This is a genomic window from Bacillus sp. EB106-06-01-XG163 (assembly GCF_058791615.1).
The window spans coordinates 87,805-111,721 of the sequence record NZ_JBYTDS010000007.1 but is presented as its reverse complement, the minus strand read 5'-3'; the positions used below and the strand labels follow the sequence as shown (position 1 = coordinate 111,721).

The window sequence follows — 23,917 nt, the reverse complement described above, 5'->3', positions numbered from 1 at the left end:
ATAATGCTGTCGAATATTGCATTTGCTCAGATCAGAGCTGCTATTTTTCCGCTTTTCCATCCATACTATGAATGAGAATGGAGGAGTCCTTACATGAATGATCAAACGGCAAACTTAAAACGGGGTGAGAAAGGCGCGATTCTTAATATCGCCGCGTACCTCATCCTTGCCGCCGTCAAACTGGTGATCGGTCTTATTTATCATTCCGAAGCGCTCAGAGCGGACGGGTTAAATAATGCCACGGATATTGTCGCATCACTGGCTGTGCTGATCGGGCTCCGGATTTCCCAGCGCCCCGCGGACAGTGATCATGCCTACGGACATTATCGGGCTGAAACAATTTCTTCATTAATTGCGTCTTTTATTATGATGGCGGTCGGTATTGAAGTGCTGATCGGAGGAGCAAAGGCGATTGTCAGCGGAACGGAGGCCGAGCCGAGCTTCATTGCGGCATGGACGGCGCTCGGAAGCGCGATTGTAATGTACGGCATGTATGTATATAACAGCCGTCTTGCGGATCGGGTTAAAAGTTCTGCGCTTCATGCGGCGGCGAAAGACAGCCGTTCTGACGCCTATGTCAGTATTGGGGCGTTTATAGGCGTCTTAACCGCCCGGCTTCATCTGCCGTGGGTTGATCCGGTCATTGCTTTTCTGATCGGAATCATCATCTGTAAGACGGCATGGGACATCTTCAAAGATGCTTCCCACTCATTGACGGACGGGTTTGATCTGAAAGATTTGGAGCCGTATAAACACACGGTGAAAGAAATAAAAGAGGTCATCAGGCTGAAGGATGTGAAAGCAAGGTATTTAGGGAGCACGGTTCATGTGGAAATGGTCATTACGGTAGATCCGGGACTGTCTGTGAAAGAAGGCCATGAAGTAGCCGATGAGGTCGAATATGCAATAAAACATGAACATGATGTGACTCATGTCCATGTTCATGTAGAGCCTGAAGTCATAAACAAAGATCGTGAAACGAATTAAATATGCTGTGATAAAAACTCTGTGACTTCTTCGGGCGTTTTCGCGTTTGCGCTGTGAAGATGCGCTTTCTTTTCCCCGTTTTTAAAGATCAGAAGGCTCGGAATGCCCATAACCTGATATTTGTCGGCAAGCTCAGGGAGCTCGTCTCTGTTCAGTTCATACCAATCATTTTGATTATATTCTTCCAAAATATCGCCGATGAACATATTCATGCGCGTGCAGTCAGGGCACCAGTCAGCGAAAAATTTCACGATGATTTCCTTGTCGGATTGAATAAGTTCATTAAATTGTTCTGTTGTACTGATTTTTTTCATATGACACATCTCCTTTTCCATGCCATTTTAATATAAAATAAAAAGGAATTACATACAAATGCTTTCATATTCAGAATGCCCAAAAATAATTAGATCATTTTCTGAGGAAAGTGATAAGATAGTAAAGATGAATTGTTGTGGGGGGAATATCCATTGAAAACAAGTCTAGGATTGGTGTACGGCGGAAAGTCAGCCGAACACAATGTATCGCTGCAGACAGCATTAGCTGTAACAAAAGCGCTTAATACTGAGAAGTTTGATATACATCCGATTTACATCACTGAAAAAGGAGAATGGCAAAGAGGCCCGCTGCTGACTGAGCCGGTTTCCAACGTGAAAATGCTTCAGCTGGAACAAAACGGTGAAAATTTCGCTCTATCAGCATTGAACCGGGAAATGTTTCCTGAAGCGTCGCCTGACGAAAAGGCGCCGATCGATGTCGTATTTCCGCTTCTGCACGGACCGAACGGTGAAGACGGCACCATTCAGGGTCTGCTGGAATTGCTGAACGTTCCTTATGTCGGCAACGGGGTGCTTGCATCATCAGCCGGCATGGATAAAGTCATCATGAAGCATTTGTTCGCTCAAGCGGGGCTTCCGCAGGCGAAGTACGCCGCTTTCTTAAAAAAGGACTGGAAACAGACGCCGGACAGCTGCTTACAGCAGGTTGAAAAGGAGCTGGGATATCCGTGCTTCGTCAAACCGGCGAACCTCGGATCAAGCGTCGGAATCAGCAAATGCCGAAACCGTGAAGAGCTTGAAAAAGCCTTCGAACTGGCTTTTGAGTATGACCGGAAAATTGTGGTGGAAGAAGGAATCGCCGGCAGAGAAATCGAAATCGGCGTACTCGGAAATGACGAACCGAAATGCTCCGCCGTCGGTGAAATCGCGCCGAAAACCGACTTTTACGATTACAAAGCGAAATATGAAGACGGCGACACGGATTTAATGATTCCCGCGCAAGTGACGGATGAACAATATGCGGAAATCAGCGAAATGGCGATTAAAGCCTTCAAAGCGATTGACGGATCAGGCCTTGTCCGCGCCGATTTCTTCCTGACCAATGACGGTCAAGTGCTCATTAACGAAGTGAACACAATGCCGGGCTTCACGCCATTCAGCATGTTCCCGCTGCTTTGGAAAGAAGCAGGTGTAGATTACAGTGATCTGATCGAACAGCTGGTTGAGCTGGCAAAAGAACGCCATGCCGAAAAACAGCTGATTAAACATACATTTTAATGAAGACGGACACTGCCTGAAGGGGCAGTGTCTTTTCCCGTAACAGACAACATTTTCAGAAAGCGAGGTGCCACCTTTGATAAAGCGAACTGTAAAACGAATCGCAGACATGGTCAAAGGCACACTGACAAATCCCGAATTTGAACAAACAATGATTGAGGGCGCCGCAACCGATACGCGGACTTTGGAAAAAAATCAGCTGTTCATTCCTTTAAAAGGCGAGCATTTTAACGGCCATACCTTTGTGCCGCAAGCATTCGAAAAAGGCGTTTCCGCGGTATTGTGGGACCGCTCTGAACCGAATCCGCCGGAAGGGCGTGCTGTCATCCTGGTCAATGACACGCTGGAGGCGCTGCAAACATTGGCAAAAGCTTATTTGGAAGAGCTCGGCACACGGGTTATCGGGGTGACCGGGAGCAACGGAAAAACGACAACGAAAGACATGCTTCACGCCGTTCTCGGCACGCAGTACCGCGTTCACAAAACCGCCGGCAATTTCAACAATCATATCGGCCTGCCGCTGACCGTGCTTGCCATGCCTGAAGATACAGAAATCGCCGTTTTAGAAATGGGAATGAGCGCGAGAGGCGAAATTGATTTTCTGAGCCGTCTTGCTGAACCGGAAGCGGCCGTCATTACCAATATCGGCGAATCCCACATGCAGGATTTAGGCTCAAGAGAAGGAATTGCGGAGGCGAAACTTGAAATTATAAACGGACTTCGGGAAGACGGCGTTCTGTTTTATTTCGGGGATGAGCCGCTGCTGCGCGAAAAGACGTACACTTGCCGGACAACGACATACGGCGCAGGCGCGGACAATGATCTCCGCCTGAAAGAAATAAAACAAGCGGAAGAAGGCACGTACTTCAATATCGACGGGATCGACCGTTCTTTCTTTATTCCGGTTCTCGGCAGACATAATGTGATGAATGCCATGGCTGCATACGCCGCCGGCATCTATTTCGGCATTACGCCGGAAAATGCCGCTCTGGGACTGAGCCGCCTGAAGGTGACGGGGATGAGATTGGAACTGGTCAAAACGGACAACGGCATCTCGATCGTAAACGACGCATATAATGCGAGCCCGACGTCAATGAAAGCGGCGGTCGAATTAATCGAAACGATGAAAGGCTATCGGAAGAAAATGCTCGTGCTCGGTGATATGCTTGAACTTGGTGATGAAGAAAAAGCATTCCACGAAGAATGCGGAGCTGCGGTCAATCCGGCGGAAATCGACCATATATTTACTTACGGCACACTCGGCGCATTCATCGCTGACGGAGCGCGCCGGCATTTTGAAGAAGGGCGCGTCAGCCATTATCTTGACAAAAAAGAACTGCTTCACGCCATACAGAAAATGGCCGCTTCCGGCGATCTCCTTCTGTTTAAAGCATCGAGAGGTATGAAGCTCGAAGAAATCGTTAAAGATTTATTAGAGAAGAACTGAAAAAATACTGATCAGCATCATAAAAATATACAAAAATGAAGAAACTAATTCAGGGTGAAATAATTCTGTCCGTATGAAAAAGAAAGACCGCCGGCTGGGAAATCCCGTCCGGCGCGGGGTCCGGCCTCGTTCGCGGGAAGAATCCGGTCAGGCCGCTTCCGGCCGCCTGACCATCTCGCCTTATTGAAAAACACATAGTGTAATGGTAAGATTAAACGTAAAGTAATTCGGGCTTTGTATACGTATGATCCTGTCCTTTGGATGAAAGGGCGGTTTTTAGTGGTAAATCACGACATTACTGAAACAGCAATCAGAAGGAGTTTGAATAATTTGACTATAACGTTTCAAGATTTCCAATTAAGTTCTGATCTCATGAAATCAATCAATCGTATGGGATTTGAAGAAGCAACACCGATCCAGGCACAAACGATTCCGCTCGGACTTTTAAATAAAGATGTCATCGGACAAGCGCAAACAGGTACAGGTAAAACAGCTGCGTTCGGTATACCCCTTGTTGAAAAAATGAACCCCGAGTCTCCTAATATTCAAGCAATCGTAATCGCGCCAACCCGTGAATTAGCCATTCAAGTATCTGAAGAGTTATATAAAATCGGACAAGATAAGCGTGCGAAAGTACTGCCTATTTACGGCGGCCAGGATATCGGACGTCAGATCCGCGCATTGAAGAAAAACCCGCATATCATCGTAGGTACGCCAGGGCGTCTTCTTGACCATATCAACCGCCGCACGATCCGTTTAAACAACGTGAATACGGTTGTCATGGATGAGGCTGATGAAATGCTGAACATGGGATTCATTGATGACATTGAATCCATTCTCTCAAACGTGCCGAGCGACCACCAAACGCTCTTATTCTCAGCAACAATGCCTGCGCCGATCAAACGGATCGCAGAGCGTTTCATGACTGAGCCGGAACACGTAAAAGTAAAAGCGAAAGAAATGACTGTGTCCAACATTCAGCAGTTCTACTTGGAAGTGCAGGAGCGCAAAAAATTCGATACGCTGACTCGTCTTCTTGACATTCAGTCTCCGGAACTTGCGATCGTATTCGGACGTACGAAACGCCGTGTCGATGAGCTTGCTGAAGCCCTGAACCTTCGCGGATATGCGGCTGAAGGAATTCACGGCGACTTAACGCAGGCGAAACGTATGGTAGCGCTCCGCAAGTTTAAAGAAGGTGCGATCGAAGTGCTTGTAGCGACTGACGTTGCCGCCCGCGGACTTGATATCTCAGGCGTTACCCACGTTTACAACTTTGACGTGCCTCAAGATCCTGAAAGCTACGTTCACCGTATCGGAAGAACGGGCCGTGCAGGAAAAACGGGTATGGCGATGACGTTTATCACACCGCGTGAGAAAAGCATGCTTCGCGCGATTGAACAAACGACAAAACGCAAAATGGACCGCATGAAAGAGCCGACCCTTGACGAAGCATTAGAAGGACAGCAGCAGGTGACGGTTGACCGTCTGCGCACGGCGATCAGCGAAAACAACCTGAACTTCTACATGACGGCAGCTGCGGAATTGTTAGAAGATCATGATGCAGTGACAGTTGTGGCTGCAGCCATTAAAATGGCGACAAAAGAGCCGGACAGCACGCCTGTACGCCTCACTGATGAAGCGCCGATGGTCAGCAAACGCTATAAAAACCAGCGTACTTCTAAGCGCAGAGACGGCCAAGGCGGCGGCTACCGCGGCGGCAAAGGGAAAACCAACAACCGTTCTTCCTACGATAAAAAACGCTCAAGCGACCGCCGTTCTTCAGGTGACAGACGCCAGAAAAAATCATACTAAAACACAGGAAGCGGACCCTTGTACGGGGTCCGCTTTTTTTTGATATGCCGGAAAGTGAATCTTTTTTGCAAATCAGCCGTATTTGTATGTATGATAAAAAATGGGAGGTAGGTATGTTGAGAGCACAGCCAAAAAATCGAATCAGTCCAAGCGGCTTAAAAGTCTGGCGTCTTCAGGAAATCATCCTGTCCGCCTTCTGTCTTCTGGCCGTTATAGCAGCAGCTGTTTTAAGCCATTTCTTCCATTGGCCGTATTGGATCACCGGAGTCCTCGGCATCATTTGGATATTCGGTTCAGTGATATCCGTCTATGCCATACCGAAAATCAGGCACAGGATCTGGCGCTATGAAGTCCATGAAAATGAAATTGATATTCAATCCGGCATTTTTATTGTCAAACGGGTCATTGTGCCGATGGTGAGGGTGCAGCACGTAGATACTTCACAAGGCCCGCTCCTCAGAAGGTACCGTCTGGCCTCAGTCAAAATCTCCACGGCGGCAACCGTTCATTCCATTCCGGCGCTTGATATGGAGGAAGCTGACCGGCTGAGGGATTCCATTTCCCGTCTGGCAAGGGTGACGGAAGATGATGTCTGAGCCGAAACGTCTGCACCCGGCGTCCGTGATTTTGAACTTATTCCATATTATTATCGAAACCATTAAAAACATTATTCTGCCATTTTTTCTCGTCTATATTGTAAACTCCAACCACTTCATCCGCTTTTACGGAGGCATTGCGCTCGCCGTCCTGCTTATCTGGCTGATTACGGCTAGTGTGATCGAGTGGAGAAAATTTACATACCGGATTGAGGACGGAGAATTCAGAATTGAAGAAGGCTTGTTTTTTACGAAAAAGAGATACATCTCCATTGACCGGATTCAATCAATGAATACGAGTGCCGGCATCATTCAGCAGCTTTTTAAGCTTGTTAAGCTTCAAATCGAAACGGCCGGCGACGGGAAAAACGCCGAGGCCGTCTTATCCGCCATTACTGTGGAAGAGGCGGAACGGATCAGAGCGGCTGTTTTTCAGCAAAAAGCGGAGCAAGAAGAACGAGGGGAGACCGCAGCGGAGCAGGAGCCGATGCGCGGGGAAGATGTGCAATCCGTTTACCGACTGTCTGTAGGTGAGCTGCTTATGGCCGCCTCAACATCCGGGGGAATCGGTGTCATCATCTCAGCGGTATTCGCCCTCTTTTCTCAGATTGATGAAGTGCTTCCGATGGACTGGCTCTATGACAGGTTTTCTTTTCTCAAGCATGCGAGCATCGGTATATACGCCGTGATCATTTTCATAGGATTGTTCATCGCCTGGCTGTTAAGCATCGCCGGTATGATGATCAAGCATGCCAACTTTAAGATAGAAAAAAAGGAACACGAATTGGTCATTACGAGAGGAATTATTGAAAAACATCAAGTGACAATCCCGCTCCGTAAAATCCAAGCCATTAAAATGAAAGAAAATGTGATCAGGCAATTATTCGGATACGCGACAGTGGCGATTGTCAGCGCCGGCAGTGCGGGGAATGAGAAAGAAGGAGCACAGACGATTCTGTTTCCGATCATCCGCAAATCAAAGCTCGGAGTGATGCTGAACGGTTTCACACCGGATTACGTGCTGGAAGAAAACCGAAATCATTTGCCGAAAAGGGCGCTGCGCCGGTATTTATTCCGATCCATAATCTTCTCGGTTTTCGTGATCATCCCGCTTTGTATTCTGTTTAAACCGTGGGGATATGCATCGCTCCTTGTGCTTCCCGTCGAACTGGTGCTTGGATATGCCTCGTTTAGGACAGCATCATGGTGCATAAACGGCGGCAGGCTTCAGATTACCACGAGGCTGGTCGGGAAGACGACCACGATTATGCTGAGAAGAAGAATGCAGATGTTTGAAGTCAGCCGCTCCTTTCTGCAAAAAAGAAGGCGGCTCGCATCTGTGGCTACCGCAGTGAAATCAGCTCACCACATGGAGCATGTCATGCTGAAGGATGTCAGCGAGGAAGATGCCGAACGCATCGGGCGCTGGTATTCATATGAAAAAGCGGACGGTTAATACCGCCGCTTTTTTTGCTGCACGCATAAAAAGGAAAGCAAAAATCCGCCTGCCAGTCCGAACAAATGCGCCATAATGTTAATATTAGAGTTTATAAACGTCGACAGCACCGCGATGATAAGCAGGGTCATAATCATTTTCGACTGATCCCGGCCGATCAGCTCCTTGCGGAAAACAGTCAAAAACACATACACGCCGAAAAGTCCGAAGATCGCGCCGGATGCGCCGACATGCACATAATCAAGCGGTTCGGCAAGATACGTGCCGATATTGCCGATGATGCCCGATGCGATGTACACAACCAGAAAACGGACTTTTCCGAGCATCTGCTCAAGCGGGGGCGCGAATAAAAAGAGAGACATGGAGTTAAACAAAAGGTGAGTGAAATTCGCGTGTAAAAACATCGGTGTCACCAGCCGCCACCATTCTCCCGAGGAAACGCCGTAATTATAGCCGGTCACAGCATCTGACCACATCATGACGGAATGAAGCGGCATACTGAAAAACAGCCACAAGAACGCCTGCAGCGCCAAGATACAGCTGACGGCCGGATAACGTCTGATAAAAGTCTGGAAATTTTCCGTTCGTATAAACATCGCAAGCCCCTTTGCATCTGATTTGTTACATATATAGTAACACGTTTATGACATAAACCGTTTTTTAGTACGGACTTTTAGGAGGAATTCACATGATTTTCGGAATCGGAATCGACATCGTTGAACTGCACAGAATTGAAAACATGCTCAGCCGGCAGGCAAGATTTCCGCAAAGAATATTGACGGAGGCTGAATACGCCCGTTTTACATTGCTGTCGGACAAAAGGAAAATTGAATTTCTCGCGGGAAGATTTGCGGCAAAAGAAGCCTTTTCGAAAGCATACGGCACAGGTATCGGCAAAGAGCTCAGCTTTCAGGATATTGAAACCGGAAACGACAAAGCGGGAAAGCCTGTGCTGGCCTGCGCCAAGCTTGACGGCGCGGCGGTTCACGTCTCCATTACCCATACAAAAGAATACGCCGCGGCCCAGGTCGTGATTGAAAGGTTGTCACGCTAGTCTGCATATTAGCCGGAACCCCTTCATATATTTGATAGTGCATTAAGGGAGACAAGTTGTTTGAGGCTTTTATGGTACGCGTCCGTCCGTTCAGGGCGTACCGTTAAAGTCAAACAAGCGATTTCTTCCCTTTACATCAATTGAGAAGAAGGGGTTGAAAAAAGGTGAGAAAAAGCTTTGTTTTGCTTTTAACGGGACTGCTTGCCGTCCTTATTCTTTCGGCCTGCGGCCAAAAATCACAGGAAGATATCGTGAACGGTTTAGATAAGAAGGCGAAAGAATACACCTCGTACAAAGCGAAAGCCAAAATGACCATCGAAACGGGGAGTGATCCGCAAGTATACAATGTGGAAATCTGGCATAAAAAACCTTCCCTGTACCGGGTCTATTTGGAAAATCCGAAAAAAGACCAAAACCAAGTCATTTTACGGAACGCCAACGGAGTCTTTGTCCTCACGCCGTCTCTAAATAAGAGCTTCAGATTCCAAAGCGACTGGCCGAATAACAGCAGCCAAGTATATTTGTTTGAGTCACTTGTAAAGGACGTGCAGCATGACAAAGACGCCGTCTATTCCGCCAAAGATAAAAAGTACACGTTTGAAACAAAAACAAACTATCAGCACAACAAAATGCTGCCGACTCAGGAAATCACTTTCAACAAAAAGGACATGAGCCCGTCGCTCGTCAAAGTCATGGATACAGACCGGAAAGTGATGGTAAAAGTCGAATTCAAAAGCTTTGAATTCAACAAGCCGTTTGATAAAGACTCTTTTGACGAGAAGAAAAATATGACGCTTTCCCAGATGGACGTCGCCACAAGCGCCAAGCCGTCTGATTCATTTGCGGTCAAAACACCGCTTCAAGTGCCGGCCGGCGTCAAAAAGCTTGAAGAGAAAGATATTTCAACGGCGGACGGCAAACGGATCGTCATGACTTACGGCGGAGAAAAATCATTCACCCTTATTCAAGAAAAAGCTCATATCGCAAAAGCCGCCTCTGCCGTCACGCTGAAAGGCGAACCGGTTAATCTCGGCTTCACGGTTGCGGCATTATCTGATACGTCTTTAACGTGGACATATGACGGAGTGGATTATCTTCTGTCGTCACAGGATCTGACAAAAGATGAAATGGTGGCCGCCGCCAAAAGCATGCAGGGACAGTCGTCAAAATAACGTCAAAAAAGAGGCCGCCGCTGTCGGTCTCTTTTTTGATTCCATTTCACTTTGCAGAATAATTTTAGTATGATAATAACAATATGAATTGAAAATAATGCTAGGAAGTGTATCGAATGACCACAGCATCCTTTTACAGAGAAACGTGGGCGGAAATCAATCTGTCCGCGATTAAAGAAAATGTCACGCATATGAAAAAACACATCGGGCAAAACGTCCATCTCATGGCGGTTGTAAAGGCGAACGCTTACGGCCACGGAGATTTGGAAGTTGGGAAAGCCGCGCTTGAAGCGGGTGCCTCTTGTCTTGCCGTAGCCATACTGGATGAAGCGATTTCATTGAGAAAACGGGGCATTACAGCGCCGATTCTCGTGCTTGGCGCCGTGCCGCCCGAATATGTACAAGCAGCTGCCGAGTATGACGTAACACTCACGGGATATTCTGTTGAATGGCTTCAGGAAGCTGCGCGCCACCTCGGAAGTGCAACATTGCCGTTTCATCTGAAAGTCGACACCGGCATGAACAGACTCGGAGTCAAAACGGAGGAAGAAATCCAAAGCGTGTTAAAAATCCTCAGCCAAAATCCCGGTTTAGTCTGTAAAGGCGTATTCACCCACTTTGCTACCGCGGATGAGAAAAACAGAGATTATTTCCTCTTCCAGTTTGACCGCTTTAAAACATTGATCGCTCCGCTCCCTTTAAAAGAATTGATGGTGCACTGCGCGAACAGCGCTGCCGGACTTCGTCTTAAAAAAGGCTTCTTTAACGCGGTTCGTTTCGGCATCAGTATGTACGGGCTTCGTCCTTCTGCTGACATCCAAAGCGAAATTCCGTTTCAATTAAAGCCGGCTTTTGCGCTGCACTCTGTTTTATCCCATGTGAAAAAGATCCGCAAAGGGGAAAGCGTCAGCTACGGCGCAACATATACGGCAGAGAAGGATCAATGGATCGGAACGGTTCCCATCGGCTATGCGGACGGGTGGCTCCGCAAGCTGAGCGGCACGTCTGTGCTGATCGGCGGCAAACGGATGAACATCGCGGGAAGAATCTGCATGGATCAATTGATGGTCGAATTAGATCAATCTTATCCGCCGGGCACCAAAGTCACCCTGATCGGCAGCCAGAAGGGAGAAACGATCACGATGGATGAAATCGCCGGGCGGCTTGAGACGATTAATTACGAGGTCCCTTGTACCATTAGTTCCCGCGTTCCCCGTATGTTTTTGGAAAATGAGAGTATAATGGAAGTAAGAAATCCTTTACTGCAAGATAATACAAACAAGTAGCCGTCATCCGGAAAAAGAGAATTTATAAAACAGCTTTGCTTGACGTTTGAATAATGGTATCATTATGTCTGGATGGATGTATTGGTCGTATCCGTAAGTTTGGTGGAGGTGTATGTTTTTTGTCTGAATCCAGCGCAAGAACCGAAATGAAAATCAGCTTGCCTGAAAACTTAGTAGCTGAATTGGATGGTGTAGCGATGCGGGAGAAACGAAGCAGAAACGAACTGATATCACAAGCAGTGAGAGCGTATGTCAGCGAACGGACAACTCGCCATAACCGTGATTTGATGAGACGCGGGTATATGGAAATGGCGAAAATCAACTTGAATATCTCTTCTGAGGCTCACTATGCTGAGTGCGAAGCAGAAACGACCGTTGAGCGCTTAGTCAGCGGAGGATAATCATTTTGATTGTAAAGCGCGGCGATGTTTATTTTGCTGATTTATCTCCTGTTGTTGGCTCAGAGCAAGGCGGCGTACGCCCGGTTTTAGTGATCCAAAATGATATCGGAAATCGCTTTAGCCCGACTGCTATTGTTGCAGCCATAACAGCCCAAATACAGAAAGCGAAATTACCAACCCACGTCGAAATTGATGCAAAACGCTACGGTTTTGAAAGAGATTCCGTTATTTTGCTGGAGCAAATTCGGACGATTGACAAGCAAAGATTAACGGATAAAATAACTCATCTGGATGATGAAATGATGGATAAGGTTGATGAAGCCCTGCAAATCAGTTTGGCACTCATTGATTTTTAGTCATATTTTGGTTGCTCATAAAGAGCAACTTTTTTTGTTTTCGAAAAACATAAGCGCTATAATAAAGAGATAATCAAACAAAATTTGTTGTTTTGTGTCGGGAGGTCAGTGAAACCCATGTCGAATCAGAAAGTGTATCAGTTCATCATTGATCAGCATGATGAACTGCTTGATACTTGGACAGCCAAACTAAAAGAAGTAGGCAATCAGGAAGACTATCAGCTTACGAATCACATATGTGAAAATATTTGTAAAGACTATATAGACATTCTTTTATTATCGACTAAAAATGACGAGGCCACGGAAGAGCAGATCAGTGAACTCGCACTGCGCGCCGTTCAGCTCGGCCTGTCACTGAAACTTCTTTCAGCCACCCTGTCAGAGTTTTGGAAACTGCTTTACGAAACGATGGTCGACCTTAATATGGCCGATCAGGACAGAGCAGATTTGATTTTGGAAATAGACAGCTTTTTCAATCCGATCAATACGGAAATTTTAAATCAGTATTCTATCTCCTGGGAAAAGACGGTTACTTTGCAAAAAATCGCGCTTCAGGAATTGTCGGCTCCGCTGATCCCGGTATTTGAGCATGTAACGGTCATGCCGCTTGTCGGGACGATTGATACGGAGCGTGCAAAGCACATTATGGAAAATCTGTTAAACGGCGTCGTAAAGCACCGTTCACAGGTTGTATTAATTGATATCACGGGCGTGCCGGTCGTTGATACGATGGTGGCGCACCATATTATTCAGGCATCGGAAGCGGTGCGGCTTGTCGGCGCGAAATGCCTGCTCGTCGGAATCCGTCCGGAAATCGCGCAGACGATCGTTAATCTGGGAATTGATTTGTCGCAGGTTATTACGAAGAATACCCTTCAAAAAGGAATTCAAACAGCGCTTGAAATGACAAATCGAAAAATCGTTTCATTGGGGGAATAACATTGTGAGACATCCAAAAATCCCGATCCTGAAACTGTATAACTGCTTATTGGTATCCATCCAATGGGAACTTGACGACCAGACAGCTTTGCATTTTCAAGAAGATCTGCTGAACAAAATCTATGAAACCGGCGCAAACGGGGTCGTCATTGACCTGACATCCGTTGACATGATCGATTCATTTATCGCGAAAGTGCTCGGCGATGTCATCACCATGTCTAAATTGATGGGCGCAAAGGTCGTATTGACGGGAATTCAGCCGGCTGTGGCGGTCACATTGATTGAACTCGGAATCTCACTTGAGGAAATTGAAACGGCGCTCGATTTAGAGCAAGGGCTTGAGACATTGAAGCGGGAATTGGGGGAATAGCGATGAACGACCAATCCTGTGTGAAAATCATGACAGAATGGGATATCGTAGCCGCCAGACAGCTTGGCCGCAACGTTGCGAAGGAATTAGGCTTCGGTACGGTGGACCAGGCCAGAATCACGACGGCTATCTCAGAATTGGCCAGAAACATTTACTTATATGCAGGCAAAGGCCAGGTCAGCATAGAACAAGTAAACGACAGAGGGAAAAAAGGCCTTAAAATTATAGCAGAAGACAAAGGACCCGGAATCCCCGACATCCGTAAAGTGATGGAAGACGGCTTTTCAACGTCAGGCGGACTGGGAGCGGGACTTCCGGGCGTCAAAAGGCTGATGGACGAATTCAGCCTGCAATCTGTTGCAGAGGAAGGAACAGAGATTCAAGCCGTGAAATGGCTTCGGTAGGAGGTTAGAACGTGGATTTCAGGGAGGTTATAGAGCAGCGGTATCATCAGCTGCTTAGCCGATATATAGCCGAATTAACAGAAACATCTTTATATCAAGCCCAAAAATTCAGCCGAAAAACGATTGAACATCAGGTTCCTCCGGAGGAGATTATCAGTATCCACCGAAAAGTAGTAAAGGAACTGTATCCGGATCTGCCGGAAGATGTTTTTCATTCGCTGGATTTTTTAATAGAAGTCATGATTGGCTACGGGATGGCTTATCAGGAACATCAAAGTCTGAGAGATATCCAGCAGGAGCTTCGTTCAGAAATTGAAATTGCCGCAAATGTTCAGCAGACGCTGCTTGGCACAAAAATTCCTGAAGAAGAAGATCTGGATATCGGGGCGATCAGCGTCCCCGCCAAACAGATGAGCGGGGATTATTATCACTTTGTCAAAGACAAGGAATCGATTAACATCGCGATAGCCGATGTCATCGGAAAAGGAATACCCGCCGCATTGTGCATGTCGATGATCAAGTATGCCATGGACTCTCTTCCGGAGATCGGCATTCACCCCTCCCAAGTGCTGAAAAATCTTAACCGCGTTGTAGAACAGAACGTGGACTCAAGCATGTTTATCACCATGTTTTACGCAAACTACAATACGAAAAATCACCAATTTACATATGCCTCTGCGGGGCATGAACCGGGCTTCTACTACTCTGAAAAAGAAAAAAAGTTTTATGATCTGGAGGCAAAAGGATTGGTGCTGGGAATTTCTCAGGATTTTGATTACAGCCAATATGAACAGCACATGGACGAAGGAGACATGATCGTTCTTTTTTCTGACGGCGTCACCGAATGCCGTACCGAAAACGGTTTCTTAGAACGCAGCGACATTCAGCGCATGCTGGAAGAACATATGGACTGCTCCGCGCAGGATATGGTCAAAAATATTTACGACAGCCTGCTGAGACTCCAGGACTTTCAGCTTCATGACGATTTTACGTTAATTGTTTTGAAAAGAAAGGTTTAAAAAAACAGCAGCACGGGTAAAAAGCCATTAGCACGAGTAAGGATAACTTTCAGAGGTGATACGATGAATTTAACGGTAGATATGAAGGAGAATCTTTCAGATATACAAATCAATATCGCTGGAGAAATCGATGTATACTCAGCTCCGGTGGTTCGTGAAAAGCTGATGCCCCTGGCAAACGAGGGGAAGGACATGAGAATCTGCTTAAAAGATGTAAATTATATGGACAGTACGGGTTTAGGCGTTTTTGTAGGCGTGTTTAAAACGGTGAGCAAGGAAGGCGGCTCTCTCAAGCTTGAGAATCTTTCCGACCGGCTCGTCCGTCTGTTTGAAATTACGGGGCTTAAGGACATCATTGACATTTCGGCAAAGTCAGAAGGTGGCGTGCAATGAGTACATCAGTTGATTATATAGAGATGAAAATTCCGGCCGAACCGGAATATGTAGGAATCGTCAGGCTTACGTTATCAGGGGTCGCAAGCAGAATGGGCTATACCTATGATGACATTGAAGATTTAAAAATCGCTGTCAGCGAAGCTTGTACAAACGCTGTCCAGCATGCATACAAAGATGAAAATAAGGGAGAAGTATCCGTGCGGTTCGGTGTGTTTGAGGATCGGCTGGAGGTCATTGTCGCCGATCAGGGAGACAGCTTTGATTTTGATCAGAAGCAGCAGGATCTCGGGCCGTACACACCTTCACACACAGTCGATCAATTGTCAGAAGGAGGGCTCGGTCTGTATTTAATGGAAACGCTCATGGATGAAGTCAAAGTTCAAAGCAACTCTGGCGTAACCGTGGCGATGACAAAGTATTTAAATGGGGAGCGAGTTGATCATGGCACAACCATCAAAAACTACGAAACTAACTAAAGATGAAGTTGATCGGCTCATACGCGACTTTCAAACACATGATAATAAAGAAGCCCAGGAAACACTCGTCGAGGTGTATACCAATCTCGTCGAAATGCTGGCAAAGAAATATTCGAAAGGAAAAAGCTTTCACGAAGATCTCCGCCAGGTCGGGATGATCGGACTTCTCGGAGCCATTAAACGGTATGATCCCGAGGTCGGCAAATCCTTTGAAGCATTTGCGATTCCGACCATCATCGGCGAGATCAAACGCTTCCTCAGAGATAAAACATGGAGCGTACACGTCCCGAGACGGATTAAAGAACTCGGGCCGCGCATTAAAATGGCGGTGGATCAGCTGACGACAGAGACGCAGCGGTCGCCGAAAGTCGAAGAAATCGCAGCCTTTCTCGATGTGTCAGAAGAGGAAGTGCTTGAAACGATGGAGATGGGAAAAAGCTATCAGGCGCTTTCTGTCGATCACAGCATCGAAGCGGATGCGGACGGAAGCACCGTCACGATTTTAGATATCGTCGGGTCGCAGGAGGAAGGATACGAACGCGTCAACCAGCAGATGATGATCAAAAGCGTGCTTCATGTGCTGTCCGACCGCGAAAAACAGATTATCGATCTAACATTTGTGCAAAATAAAAGCCAAAAAGAAACAGGGGACATTCTCGGAATATCTCAAATGCACGTCTCGCGCCTGCAGCGGAAAGCGGTGAAAAAACTGAGAGAGGCCTTGATTGGAGATCCCTCCATGGAGCTAATGTAATGATTCAGGTTGAAGAAAATGAACATGTTCAAACTCTTGTATACCAATTAAATAAAGAAGGCAAGTCCATATGCGGCGACAGCTTTTTTATGAAGGCGAATGAAGAAGAATTAGTTTGCGCGGTAGCGGACGGTCTCGGCAGCGGATCTCTTGCCAACGAATCCTCGTCAGCCATTAAAGACATCGTGGAAACGTATGCGGATGAGGATGTGGAAAGCATCATTGAGCGCTGCAATCAAGCGATGAAAAACAAAAGAGGGGCGACTGCCTCCATCTTAAAAATCAATTTCATCAAAAGGGAATTGACATACTGCTCGATCGGCAATGTCCGTTTCTTCCTGCACTCCCCATCAGGCGAAGTCTTTCATCCGCTGCCGATTTCGGGTTACCTCTCAGGCAAACCGCAAAGATACAAAACGTATACGTCATCATACGAAAAAGGGGCGAGGTTCATCATCTACACGGATGGGCTTGAGGTTCCGCATATCCGCACCTGCTTAAAGCAGGGACACTCAATAGAAGATATATCAAAATCACTTCATCCGTACACAACATCCAGACGTGATGATTTGACCTATATTCTAGGGCAGCTTTTATCGTAAGGCTGCTTTTTTTATGTTCCGCCGTTTTTTGATACACTAGAGAAAGAATGAAGAGATGGAGGCTTTTGTGATATGGAAACGTTAGCCCTTTTGAAAAAACAAATTGCTGAAGAAACAGCGTTATCCCAAAAACATGTCGAAAGTGTCATCCGCCTGCTGGAAGACGGCAATACCGTCCCGTTTATTGCGCGGTACCGAAAAGAGCAGACCGGCTCAATGGACGAGGTGCAGATTCAGGCAATCTCCGAGCGGTGGCAATACATACAAAACCTGACGCAGCGGAAAGAAGAAGTCATCAGATTGATCTCTGAGCAGGACAAGCTGACGGAAGGGCTGAAGCAAAAAATCGAACAAGCGATTAAGCTTCAGGAAGTCGAGGATTTATACCGTCCCTTCAAACAAAAACGGAAAACAAAAGCCACCGTCGCCAAAAGCAAAGGTCTTGAACCGCTTGCGGACTATATTCTTTCTCTCCCGAAAGAAAACCGCCTTCACGACATCGCTGATCAATATATCAGTGCAGAAAAAGAAGTCGCTTCAAGAGAGGAAGCCATTGAAGGCGCGAAGCACATCATAGCCGAGCAAATCTCGGATGATCCTCATTTCAGAAAGTGGATTCGCCAGGAAACGTATAAAAAAGGAATTCTCACTTCCGCGGCAGGCAAGTCAGCCGCAGATGACGAGAAAAACGTCTATGAAATGTACTACGAGTACGAAGAGCCGATCCAAAAGGTCGTTCCTCACAGAGTGCTTGCGATGAATCGCGGTGAAAAAGAAGGCATTTTAAAGATTGCGATCGAACCGCCCGCCGACCAGATAAAAGCTTATTTAGAAAAGCAAATTATCAAACACCGTGAAACGCCTGTGAAAGAAACGCTGAAAGAGGCCATTGAGGACAGTTACAAACGTCTGATCCAGCCGGCTATTGAGCGCGATATCCGCAAAGAGCTGTCAGAAAAAGCAGACGCGCAGGCGATTCATATTTTCGCTGAAAACCTGCGTAAGCTCCTGCTGCAGCCGCCGATGAAGGGGAAAGTTGTGCTCGGCGTCGATCCGGCCTTCCGTACGGGGTGCAAACTGGCAGTTGTTGATGAGACGGGAAAAGTGCTGAAAATCGACGTCATTTATCCGCACGCTCCCGTAAAAAAGATAGCGGAAGCCCGAAAAAAAATCAAACAATTGCTGGACCGGTACGAAGTCGAGGTTGTGGCGATCGGAAACGGCACGGCATCACGAGAGACAGAGCAATTCGTCGTTGATGTGTTAAAAGAAACAGAGCGGGACATTTATTATGTCATCGTCAACGAGGCCGGAGCAAGCGTGTATTCCGCGTCAGAAATCGCCCGTGAGGAGTTTCCGGATTTTCAGGTCGAAGAGCGCAGCGCCGTCTCCATCGCGCGGAGATTGCAAGACCCGCTGGCCGAGCTTGTTAAAATTGATCCTAAATCCGTCGGCGTCGGACAATACCAGCATGATGTCAGCCAAAAGCATTTAAATGAATCACTCCGTTTTGTCGTAGAGACCGTCGTCAACCAAGTCGGGGTGAATGTCAATACAGCATCAGCCGCGCTGCTTCAATATGTAGCCGGGTTATCCAAAACCGTTGCCGGTAATATCGTTAAAAAAAGGGAAGAGCTCGGAAAATTTACAAGTCGCAAAGAGCTGAAAGAAATCCCGCGTCTCGGCGCAAAAACATATGAACAGTGCATCGGCTTTTTGAGAGTGCCCGGAGGACGGGAGCCGCTCGACCGCACCGGGATACACCCGGAAAGCTATAAAGAGACAAAGGCGCTGCTCAAAAAACTGCAGCTCACTGCGGATCAGATCGGAAGCGCGGACGTAAAAGAGAAAATAAGCGTATTGCCGCTGTCTGAAACGGCTGAAGAGCTCGGTATAGGGGAAATTACGCTTGCGGATATTTGCGGGCAGCTGACAAGGCCGGAGCGCGATCCTCGTGACGAAGTGCCGAAGCCTTTGCTGAAAAAAGACGTTCTGCAGCTTGAGGATTTAAAGGAAGGAATGGAATTGCAGGGCACCGTCCGCAACGTTGTAGACTTCGGCGCTTTCGTCGATATCGGCGTCAAGCAGGACGGGCTTGTGCACATTTCAAAACTGAGCAATCAATTCGTCAAACATCCTCTCGACGTCGTATCGGTCGGAGACATCGTCACCGTATGGGTCGAAGGGGTGGACGTGCAAAAAGGCAGAGTGTCGCTGTCTATGGTAAAATAAAAGCACTGCTTACGAGCAGTGTTTTTTTCTGTAGAAATACCAGCACTGATTCAGCAGTTTGATTTGGTAATTGTCCTTTTCTAAAAACGCTTTTTGCATTTGTTTCATCAGCCAATTCGGCATGGCTCATTCCTCCTCAGCTTTTAGTTAGAGGTCGGTTTTAACTCATTGTATGCGAACGGTGAATTGTCCCGTTCAATGTTTTTAAAGCGGGGTGCACTTATGGATAACGAACAACTTCAAAAGCTGACGGAAGACATCTCTGCACAAGATTTCGGAAAGCCGTTCCGTCACCGGGCCTTTTTCAATGACCGGCTGAAAACGACAGGCGGCCGGTACATGCTGTCTTCCCATAACATCGAATTAAACCGAAAATATCTTCTCGAACACGGGCAGAGCGAGCTGGAAGGAATCATTAAACACGAGCTGTGTCATTACCATCTTCACCTTGAAGGAAAAGGGTACAAGCACAGAGACAAAGATTTCAGAGACCTGCTTCAGAAAGTCGGAGCGCCGAGATTCTGCACGCCGCTGCAAACCAAAAAGACACAAAAGAAAACATATATGTATAGATGCGCGGCCTGCGGCCAACAGTATATAAAGAAGCGGGCAATGAATCCGGAAAGATATGCCTGCGGAAAGTGCAGAGGAAAAATCAAAAGAATTTTTTAAAAAGGCTTGACTCATTTTAATGTTCTATGTTAAATTATAAAAGTCGTTGAGAGACAACGACACTTTCTTAAAAAAATAAATGTTGCTTCTTGACACAATATGTCGCATCATTTATAATAAAGAAAGTCTGATTATTCCACAGTAGCTCAGTGGTAGAGCTATCGGCTGTTAACCGATCGGTCGCAGGTTCGAATCCTGCCTGTGGAGCCATATGGAGAAGTACTCAAGTGGCTGAAGAGGCGCCCCTGCTAAGGGTGTAGGTCGCGTAAGCGGCGCGAGGGTTCAAATCCCTCCTTCTCCGCCAGATAAGTTCTCAACCAGACGGCCCGTTGGTCAAGCGGTTAAGACACCGCCCTTTCACGGCGGTAACACGGGTTCGAATCCCGTACGGGTCACCATTTACCTTCGTTGGGCTATAGCCAAGCGGTAAGGCAACGGACTTTGACTCCGTCATGCGTTGGTTCGAATCCAGCTAGCCCAGCCATTTTATTTAAAATTTTTGAATCACTTTTAGAGCGAGCCATTAGCTCAGTTGGTAGAGCATCTGACTTTTAATCAGAGGGTCGAAGGTTCGAGTCCTTCATGGCTCACCACTTGTCACGCGGGTGTGGCGGAATTGGCAGACGCGCTAGACTTAGGATCTAGTGTCTTACGACGTGGGGGTTCGAGTCCCTTCACCCGCACTTTCTTTTCAAAGTGCTGATCATCATCACTAGCTTATATGCTTAGTGGAAAGACAGCTTCATAGCACGCGGTCGTGGCGGAATGGCAGACGCGCTAGGTTGAGGGCCTAGTGGGTGAATAACCCGTGGAGGTTCAAGTCCTCTCGGCCGCATCAATGATACCAAGGGTTTAGACACTCTTGGTATTTTTTGTTTATAGAAATTTATCTGTTACTGCCCACTTACTTATAGTAAGTCATCTAGTTTGATGCCCTTCGTTTTTTATTTTACTTATCTTGGTGAGTGGTCAAGGTCTCTTTACTCCCATTTACTGTCCAGAAAATATGAAAATACATCAAAAAAGGTGTAAATAATGATAATGAGCGCTGTATAACCCTTAAATATAGGACATGATAATATTCGTAAGGTTGAGGGGAAAAGAGCAGGAAAAGCAGGAGCAGAAAATTGGAGAAAAGTAATTACTAATGGGGTTGATTTGCATCATATAGGATTTAATACAAAACCTTTTATTTAAGGAATCTATTAAAAAACTAAAAAAATGATGAAATTACGGAAAGGTAATAAGTGATTACCTTTCCGTAATTCGTTAATTATTTCTTTGAGCAATTTTATATTTCATCTTAACACTACCACCTTGAGCCGTTGGTGAAGCTGTAAATGTGTAATTGTATGTCCAACCAAACCAACCATTTTTAACCTCGGCAGAAATGTTGCCTTGCTTGCCTGGTGCGATGGTTCTTGAGACTTTTCCATCAATTGATATTTTTATGTCATTACTTCCGTTATTTGAAATCCAGAAGTTTACTTGTGCTCCGTCATTCTCATCTAATTCGAACTCCCGACTCCAGCTTGATTGATCAACAGAACCCTCTGAAATTTCCCTATCTAGAGCTTTGAATACTCCACTTGTAACTGCATAATTTTTCGACGATACACTTGTAGTCGACTCCGCAAAAGCAGGTATAGTACAAGTTCCAACAATTACACCAGCTATCAGAGTCGATGTTACTCCTTTGAAAATGGACTTAAGATTCACGATCAAGCACTCCTTTTAATTTCATTTATTATACATACATATTTCGTATGCATGATACAAATAATACCATGTAAAATAATTACAGTAAACATTCTTTTGGATAATAATGTTTGTAACTCAACTTTTGTACCCCATACATCCCAAATCAGACAAGTAAGCCTTGATATAGCTAGGTAAGTGGAATTTGCGATCTTTTATTGAGGTACTGCTACTAGCAAAGATTTTCCGATACCCGCAAAACCAAAAAACACTATCCTTTCTCTAAAGTAACGAAAAGGGTAGTGTTTTTTGTGCTATTCAAGATTAATACGTACTCTTTTTTACTCAAAATCGGACAAGTCAAGATACTACCAAAAGAAAAAACTATCGCACCTATTGGGCGAGACCACCTTACTTCTTTTGTTAGTGGTTTCTTAGATCTTAGTTGGAATTACAAATTTAAAGCTAATATTTTCAGTGATTTTTTTAAAAAAAGTAATGCCTAATTTTTGCCCAAAATTCATAAAAAAAGAAGAAAACAAGTGGAAATGTAGATAAAGAATGCTTTATTTATAAGGTTTATGTAATACATGATACGTTTTCACTATGTTGATGGCCCAGCGGGTGAGTAACCCGTGGAGGTTCAAGTCCTCTCGGCCGCATCTCAATGATACCAAGGGTTGTAGACGCCCTTGGTATTTTTTTTGAAGAAAGTTCTCGTAAGCTGACTGCTTATTCTTATTATGAGAAGCTTGGAGATTCTTATGAGGAAATGGCACATATGCCGGGTGATGGCGACCGACTTGGTCTGTATAAGAAAACACCTGATTATGAAGAAGTTAAAGGGAAGGAAACCGAAAATTAAGGAGTAGACTTTATGTCTGCTCCTTTTTTATGCTTCGATATTTCTTTCCCTATCTTTTAGAGGTTTGAGGGCTATTTGTCTGACTCAAGTGAAAATGATTCAGCCTCTACAGTTTTTTTCATGAGTAAAGCATCTATACTATAGGGTATTCTTTTAAAATAAATTAATATGAATGCACCTGCAGATGCAGAGAATACAGAATAGTCAAGAGAAGTCTTAAAACCTGTTCCTACTGTTAAACCTAGAGCGAAAATAATCAACATAGCACCACTCAATACAGCAGTTATTCTTGTTTTGAAACCAATGATCAAAAGTATTCCTAAGATGGTTTCAAACATAGTTGCTATCCATCCTGCTATCGGTACAAGAGCATTTGGTATAAAAGGAGTTAAGGCAGCGACATAATCCGTGTAATTTTCAATGTTTCCCCATACGACATTAGGCTTGCCAGGTGTCCCCCATAGTCCGAATCGATCGGCTACAGAAGATAAAAAGCTAATTCCTAAAGCGAGCCTAAGATACAGAGTCATTAATGCTTTCATTTTACATTTCTCCTTCCTTTTTTGAAATTAATCTGTAAAAAAGAAGATTGTTATTCTTTTTTATAAGAGACCGTATAAATCGGCGATTAATATAGTCTTTAATATGAGTATAACATTTGCGCTTTCTTATGCAAGAGAAGCACCAATAGGTACGGCATTGTTTTTACAAATTCAAACGTCGAGATGGAAAACGAAAAAACATAATATGACTTGTAATAGCACAAAAAAGCTCTGACTAATTAATTTAGTCAGAGCTTTTTTTTATGAAGTATTCCCGAGTATCTGTCCTTGTTTTTTTAGGCAATACTACGTCCAATTCTTTATTTAACCATGCGAGCGTTTTATTACGAAGATAATTACGCATCTGTTCTTCTGCTTCAAGCATTACCAAGTTAATTGTACAAGAAGAATTGCTGGATTCACAGGAGTTGCATTTGTCTCGATAAAGCAGACCATTGCTTACAATATTTTTACATTGAAAAATGGGTTTTGGTCCTTCAACAGCCTCTATTACATCCCAAAAGGAAATATCTTCTGGGGATTTTGCTAACCTGTATCCTCCCTTTACACCGGGGACAGAATTTACAATACCAGCTTTAGATAATTTACCGAAAACTTTTGAAAGAAATGTTTCTGAAAGTCCTTGGAACTCTGCAAGGTCCCGAATCCCGACACTTTCCTTGGAGGGAACATCTATTAAATAAACCAGACAATGTAAAGCATATTCAACCCCAACACTGTACTGCATATAAACTCACCTGCTTTTGATTTTAAGGGTTATCACATTGTATCTTAGGAGTATTTTTGGTGATAGTCAATCATAAA

General features: G+C 45.5%; 27 protein-coding genes, 7 tRNA genes and 1 pseudogene. 29 read left to right on the top strand and 6 right to left on the bottom strand.

What is annotated here, in order from left to right; genetic code table 11:
* Window positions 1–93 precede the first annotated feature (93 nt).
* Window positions 94–987 carry a cation diffusion facilitator family transporter gene (locus AC3WTF_RS10640; RefSeq protein WP_032866894.1) on the top strand — a complete coding sequence of 298 codons (894 nt, stop codon included), beginning with the start codon at window positions 94–96 and terminating at the stop codon, window positions 985–987.
* Here the strand turns inward: AC3WTF_RS10640 and AC3WTF_RS10635 are convergent.
* Entirely contained in the window at window positions 984–1,301 is a 318-nt protein-coding gene (locus tag AC3WTF_RS10635) for a thioredoxin family protein (protein WP_003156200.1), read from the bottom strand. The genes AC3WTF_RS10640 and AC3WTF_RS10635 overlap by 4 nt on opposite strands.
* Before the next feature lie 153 nt (window positions 1,302–1,454).
* On the opposite strand from AC3WTF_RS10635, the gene AC3WTF_RS10630 reads away from it, so the two are divergent.
* From AC3WTF_RS10630 to AC3WTF_RS10610, 5 genes are all read left to right on the top strand, one after another.
* The gene (locus AC3WTF_RS10630; protein ID WP_047935259.1) at window positions 1,455–2,540 is read left to right on the top strand and encodes a D-alanine--D-alanine ligase; all 1,086 of its coding nucleotides are present in this window, start codon (window positions 1,455–1,457) and stop codon (window positions 2,538–2,540) included.
* 76 nt (window positions 2,541–2,616) lie between these two features.
* A complete protein-coding gene (locus tag AC3WTF_RS10625) occupies window positions 2,617–3,987 on the top strand; it encodes a UDP-N-acetylmuramoyl-tripeptide--D-alanyl-D-alanine ligase (protein ID WP_492314253.1) in 1,371 nt (456 codons plus the stop codon).
* 330 nt (window positions 3,988–4,317) lie between these two features.
* Complete coding sequence (gene cshA / locus AC3WTF_RS10620; protein WP_015239193.1) at window positions 4,318–5,802, top strand: degradosome RNA helicase CshA; 1,485 nt, start codon at window positions 4,318–4,320, stop codon at window positions 5,800–5,802.
* Between the two features lie 116 nt (window positions 5,803–5,918).
* Entirely contained in the window at window positions 5,919–6,398 is a 480-nt protein-coding gene (locus AC3WTF_RS10615) for a PH domain-containing protein (RefSeq protein WP_007410226.1), read from the top strand.
* On the top strand, window positions 6,388–7,854 hold the full coding sequence (locus AC3WTF_RS10610) for a PH domain-containing protein (protein ID WP_129003779.1): 1,467 nt from the start codon (window positions 6,388–6,390) through the stop codon (window positions 7,852–7,854). Before AC3WTF_RS10615 ends, AC3WTF_RS10610 begins: the two co-directional genes overlap by 11 nt.
* Here AC3WTF_RS10610 and AC3WTF_RS10605 read toward each other — a convergent pair.
* Entirely contained in the window at window positions 7,851–8,450 is a 600-nt protein-coding gene (locus AC3WTF_RS10605; protein ID WP_020953896.1) for a rhomboid family intramembrane serine protease, read from the bottom strand. The two genes, AC3WTF_RS10610 and AC3WTF_RS10605, sit on opposite strands and share 4 nt — an antisense overlap.
* Window positions 8,451–8,542: 92 nt before the next feature.
* Between AC3WTF_RS10605 and acpS the strand changes: the two genes are divergently transcribed.
* The 14 genes from acpS to AC3WTF_RS10535 all read left to right on the top strand — a co-directional run bounded on the left by acpS (window position 8,543) and on the right by AC3WTF_RS10535 (window position 19,315).
* Window positions 8,543–8,908 (top strand): holo-ACP synthase, encoded by a 366-nt coding sequence (gene acpS / locus AC3WTF_RS10600; protein WP_007410229.1) that lies wholly within the window; start codon window positions 8,543–8,545, stop codon window positions 8,906–8,908.
* A 164-nt stretch (window positions 8,909–9,072) separates the two neighbouring features.
* On the top strand, window positions 9,073–10,080 hold the full coding sequence (locus tag AC3WTF_RS10595; protein WP_007410230.1) for a LolA family protein: 1,008 nt from the start codon (window positions 9,073–9,075) through the stop codon (window positions 10,078–10,080).
* A 116-nt stretch (window positions 10,081–10,196) separates the two neighbouring features.
* Window positions 10,197–11,366, top strand: coding sequence for an alanine racemase (gene alr / locus AC3WTF_RS10590; protein ID WP_061581784.1), 1,170 nt, complete (start codon window positions 10,197–10,199; stop codon window positions 11,364–11,366).
* A 119-nt stretch (window positions 11,367–11,485) separates the two neighbouring features.
* Complete coding sequence (gene endB / locus AC3WTF_RS10585) at window positions 11,486–11,767, top strand: type II toxin-antitoxin system antitoxin EndoAI (protein ID WP_003156188.1); 282 nt, start codon at window positions 11,486–11,488, stop codon at window positions 11,765–11,767.
* A 5-nt stretch (window positions 11,768–11,772) separates the two neighbouring features.
* Entirely contained in the window at window positions 11,773–12,123 is a 351-nt protein-coding gene (gene ndoA / locus AC3WTF_RS10580) for a type II toxin-antitoxin system endoribonuclease NdoA (RefSeq protein ID WP_003156187.1), read from the top strand.
* A gap of 117 nt (window positions 12,124–12,240) precedes the next feature.
* Entirely contained in the window at window positions 12,241–13,062 is an 822-nt protein-coding gene (locus AC3WTF_RS10575) for an STAS domain-containing protein (protein ID WP_003156182.1), read from the top strand.
* A 4-nt stretch (window positions 13,063–13,066) separates the two neighbouring features.
* On the top strand, window positions 13,067–13,432 hold the full coding sequence (gene rsbS / locus AC3WTF_RS10570) for an RsbT antagonist protein RsbS (protein WP_003156180.1): 366 nt from the start codon (window positions 13,067–13,069) through the stop codon (window positions 13,430–13,432).
* 2 nt (window positions 13,433–13,434) lie between these two features.
* Window positions 13,435–13,836: an anti-sigma regulatory factor gene (locus AC3WTF_RS10565; protein WP_003156178.1), complete on the top strand. Its 402-nt coding sequence runs from the start codon at window positions 13,435–13,437 to the stop codon at window positions 13,834–13,836.
* A gap of 11 nt (window positions 13,837–13,847) precedes the next feature.
* Window positions 13,848–14,855 carry a PP2C family protein-serine/threonine phosphatase gene (locus tag AC3WTF_RS10560; protein ID WP_007410233.1) on the top strand — a complete coding sequence of 336 codons (1,008 nt, stop codon included), beginning with the start codon at window positions 13,848–13,850 and terminating at the stop codon, window positions 14,853–14,855.
* A gap of 63 nt (window positions 14,856–14,918) precedes the next feature.
* Window positions 14,919–15,248: an anti-sigma factor antagonist RsbV gene (rsbV, locus tag AC3WTF_RS10555; RefSeq protein WP_003156176.1), complete on the top strand. Its 330-nt coding sequence runs from the start codon at window positions 14,919–14,921 to the stop codon at window positions 15,246–15,248.
* Window positions 15,245–15,727, top strand: a complete 483-nt coding sequence (gene rsbW, locus AC3WTF_RS10550) for an anti-sigma B factor RsbW (RefSeq protein WP_003156173.1) — start codon at window positions 15,245–15,247, stop codon at window positions 15,725–15,727. The genes rsbV and rsbW overlap by 4 nt, the downstream gene beginning before the upstream one ends.
* Window positions 15,693–16,481 (top strand): RNA polymerase sigma factor SigB, encoded by a 789-nt coding sequence (gene sigB / locus AC3WTF_RS10545; protein ID WP_003156171.1) that lies wholly within the window; start codon window positions 15,693–15,695, stop codon window positions 16,479–16,481. Before rsbW ends, sigB begins: the two co-directional genes overlap by 35 nt.
* The gene (rsbX, locus tag AC3WTF_RS10540) at window positions 16,481–17,083 is read left to right on the top strand and encodes a phosphoserine phosphatase RsbX (protein WP_007410234.1); all 603 of its coding nucleotides are present in this window, start codon (window positions 16,481–16,483) and stop codon (window positions 17,081–17,083) included. Before sigB ends, rsbX begins: the two co-directional genes overlap by 1 nt.
* 72 nt (window positions 17,084–17,155) lie before the next feature.
* On the top strand, window positions 17,156–19,315 hold the full coding sequence (locus AC3WTF_RS10535) for a Tex family protein (RefSeq protein ID WP_047935263.1): 2,160 nt from the start codon (window positions 17,156–17,158) through the stop codon (window positions 19,313–19,315).
* A 9-nt stretch (window positions 19,316–19,324) separates the two neighbouring features.
* Here the strand turns inward: AC3WTF_RS10535 and cmpA are convergent, their stop codons facing one another.
* Window positions 19,325–19,438: a cortex morphogenetic protein CmpA gene (cmpA, locus tag AC3WTF_RS10530; RefSeq protein WP_003156164.1), complete on the bottom strand. Its 114-nt coding sequence runs from the start codon at window positions 19,436–19,438 to the stop codon at window positions 19,325–19,327.
* A gap of 99 nt (window positions 19,439–19,537) precedes the next feature.
* Here cmpA and AC3WTF_RS10525 point away from each other — a divergent pair, with 99 nt between their 5' ends.
* The 8 genes from AC3WTF_RS10525 to AC3WTF_RS10490 all read left to right on the top strand — a co-directional run bounded on the left by AC3WTF_RS10525 (window position 19,538) and on the right by AC3WTF_RS10490 (window position 20,822).
* The gene (locus AC3WTF_RS10525; protein ID WP_020953898.1) at window positions 19,538–19,987 is read left to right on the top strand and encodes a SprT family protein; all 450 of its coding nucleotides are present in this window, start codon (window positions 19,538–19,540) and stop codon (window positions 19,985–19,987) included.
* Window positions 19,988–20,122: 135 nt separating this feature from the next.
* Window positions 20,123–20,197, top strand: a tRNA-Asn gene (locus AC3WTF_RS10520).
* Window positions 20,198–20,200: 3 nt separating this feature from the next.
* Window positions 20,201–20,291 (top strand) — tRNA-Ser (locus tag AC3WTF_RS10515).
* Between the two features lie 19 nt (window positions 20,292–20,310).
* Window positions 20,311–20,385 (top strand) — tRNA-Glu (locus tag AC3WTF_RS10510).
* Between the two features lie 11 nt (window positions 20,386–20,396).
* Window positions 20,397–20,471 (top strand) — tRNA-Gln (locus tag AC3WTF_RS10505).
* Window positions 20,472–20,504: 33 nt separating this feature from the next.
* Window positions 20,505–20,580 (top strand) — tRNA-Lys (locus tag AC3WTF_RS10500).
* Between the two features lie 8 nt (window positions 20,581–20,588).
* Window positions 20,589–20,670, top strand: a tRNA-Leu gene (locus AC3WTF_RS10495).
* A gap of 68 nt (window positions 20,671–20,738) precedes the next feature.
* Window positions 20,739–20,822 (top strand) — tRNA-Leu (locus AC3WTF_RS10490).
* 434 nt (window positions 20,823–21,256) lie between these two features.
* Here the strand turns inward: AC3WTF_RS10490 and AC3WTF_RS10485 are convergent.
* Window positions 21,257–21,706, bottom strand: coding sequence for a hypothetical protein (locus AC3WTF_RS10485; RefSeq protein ID WP_007409585.1), 450 nt, complete (start codon window positions 21,704–21,706; stop codon window positions 21,257–21,259).
* Between the two features lie 685 nt (window positions 21,707–22,391).
* Here AC3WTF_RS10485 and AC3WTF_RS10480 point away from each other — a divergent pair.
* Window positions 22,392–22,550 (top strand): annotated as a pseudogene (locus AC3WTF_RS10480) (cystatin-like fold lipoprotein); the annotation flags it as partial.
* A gap of 71 nt (window positions 22,551–22,621) precedes the next feature.
* Here AC3WTF_RS10480 and AC3WTF_RS10475 read toward each other — a convergent pair.
* A complete protein-coding gene (locus AC3WTF_RS10475) occupies window positions 22,622–23,092 on the bottom strand; it encodes a MauE/DoxX family redox-associated membrane protein (protein WP_032866860.1) in 471 nt (156 codons plus the stop codon).
* A 244-nt stretch (window positions 23,093–23,336) separates the two neighbouring features.
* Window positions 23,337–23,840: an RrF2 family transcriptional regulator gene (locus AC3WTF_RS10470; RefSeq protein ID WP_004393007.1), complete on the bottom strand. Its 504-nt coding sequence runs from the start codon at window positions 23,838–23,840 to the stop codon at window positions 23,337–23,339.
* Window positions 23,841–23,917 lie beyond the last annotated feature (77 nt).